Source organism: Mesorhizobium sp. PL10 (genome assembly GCF_053714315.1).
Genome location: NZ_JBSKBR010000224.1, coordinates 1 through 343, shown reverse-complemented (window position 1 = coordinate 343; position 343 = coordinate 1). Strand labels below are relative to the sequence as shown.

The window sequence follows — 343 nt, the reverse complement described above, 5'->3', positions numbered from 1 at the left end:
TTGCAGAGTTCGGGGTCACCGACCAGCACCGGCACGATATGCGTCGGCGACTCCATCACCGACAGGCCGGCGGCGCTGAGGACCTCCTTGGTCCGCGACGCCTGGCGCTGCTGCGCATCGCGTTCGGCCTGCGAACGCTTCAGATGGCGGATGGAGGTGGTGGCGGCGGCGGCGATCGCCGGCGGCAGCGCCGTGGTGAAGATGAAGCCCGGCGCGTAGGAGCGCACGGCGTCGATGATGGCGCTGGTGCCGGCGATATAGCCGCCGAGCGTGCCGAACGCCTTGGCGAGCGTGCCTTCGATGATGTCGATGCGGTCGGCCAGGCCTTCGCGCTCGGTGATGC

1 protein-coding gene is annotated in these 343 nt (G+C 69.7%); it reads right to left on the bottom strand.

Annotated elements, in window-relative coordinates:
* Positions 1 to 343: aminotransferase class I/II-fold pyridoxal phosphate-dependent enzyme (locus ACWGTO_RS33955; protein WP_454579014.1), on the bottom strand; the 343-nt coding region annotated here is incomplete at both ends.